General features: G+C 38.9%; 1 protein-coding gene. It reads right to left on the bottom strand.

The genetic code is table 11. From position 1 onward, the window contains the following. Position 1: 1 nt before the first annotated feature. Positions 2-1,363, bottom strand: a complete 1,362-nt coding sequence (locus tag GMB86_RS15255) for an IS4 family transposase (protein WP_155221396.1) — start codon at positions 1,361-1,363, stop codon at positions 2-4. Positions 1,364-1,530 lie beyond the last annotated feature (167 nt).

Genomic DNA, 1,530 nt, shown 5'->3' with positions numbered 1-1,530 from the left:
CTCAACTTTCGCAGCTTAAATTGGGCAGGTAAGCCTTGATATAGTTGGGCAGACCTGCAATCCATTTCTGGAGTTGACTTTTGATAAGCTTTTTAAACTTACTATTTGTTTGTTTTAAAGCATCTTCAAGAAGCTCAATTAGCTCTTGAAGTGCAATAGCCCAATCGAGTTCATCAATTTCATCACAGAGTTCATAGAATAAGCCACCCAATGTCCTGTCATCGTTGTGACAACGATTCTGCCATGATAAAAGAATATACCTAGAAAACACAATGGTCGTGTGGCTAATGAGTAGATCAAATGAACGACCTTTAAATTCCTTCTGGAGTTTCAATAGGGACTTAGTGGTCTTAAAAAAGACTTCGATATCCCAACGCATTCCATAAATGCGTACAATCTCTTTTTCGGTCAGTGTGCAATCTGTGCTCAAAATAGCGAGCCATTCACTTTTCTTATTCCGATTTTGAACGAACACCACTTTGACTGCAATCCCATTAGCCATTGTCGTGTGAATCGAGCGAAGGATACCTTTAGAATCTTTAGTTGGTGAAGCAAGACGATACAAATCCTTTAATCCAACACGTTTCTGGTTAACAAGATAACGCTGGTTTGTAGCCTTTACCATCCCAATGACATCCAAACCTTGGTCAACGATAGATTTAATCAACGGCTGTTGAGTAAACCAAGTATCCATTAGTACATAAGATGCCTCAACACCAATGGTAAGGGCACGCTCAATCATGGCTACGACCTGTTCTGGTGCGGATTGTAAGGCATCCATCCGGCGCTTATAACCGGAAGTTCGCTTATCAATGGTTTCTGAAATTCCATTGATTTGAGATGTTTTTGAGCTAAGAAGAGAAAAATCCAAAGGCATAAACGTCGCTCCGTCTGACCAACCCAAAGTTAACATACGGAACCCTTTGAAAAAACGCATCTTTTGTGAAGCATGGTCAAAGCAACGGGCAAGCAATTCAACTTTTTTACTCCGATTACGTTCAAACATGGAATCGTCAACAATCAGTGCTTTTGGTCGATCATGGCTAGTTAGGTTGCTTACTTTCTTAATCGTTGAAGTACTAAATGAGAGTAAAAATCGACGCCATGAAAACTTTGAGTGATTCAAAAAGCGATATACGGTATCCTTGCCAGGCAGCGTTTCAGACTTTTTGCTTTCCAAAAGCCGAAACCAATTCTTATGTTGGAAAATTAGGCAAAAGACGAGTTGAAATAAGTAAGAGCAGGAAAAACCAAAGGATTTCTTAATACCTGCATCCCGTAAATGTTTAACGACTTTCAATTCGATAAATGCTGATTTTATTTCTTTAGGTAGTTGCTTAAATGGGTCGTTATTCGCTATCATAATAGGAGGCACCTCTTCTGTTTGGTAGTGTTTTCTAGTCAAATTCACTATACCAAATCAGAAGGTGTCTTTTCATTATGATTAACTTTGTCAATGAACCTTTTCAATCAGCCTTAAAATCAATACTGCCATAGTTTGATCTCAACTTTCGCTATGCGAAAGTTGAG

This window comes from Terrilactibacillus tamarindi (assembly GCF_009718825.1).
In the GTDB taxonomy this organism is placed as follows: Bacteria; Bacillota; Bacilli; order Bacillales; family Sporolactobacillaceae; genus Terrilactibacillus; species Terrilactibacillus tamarindi.
The sequence above is the reverse complement of the archived record's forward strand: the minus strand, read 5'-3'. Positions and strand labels throughout refer to the sequence as shown.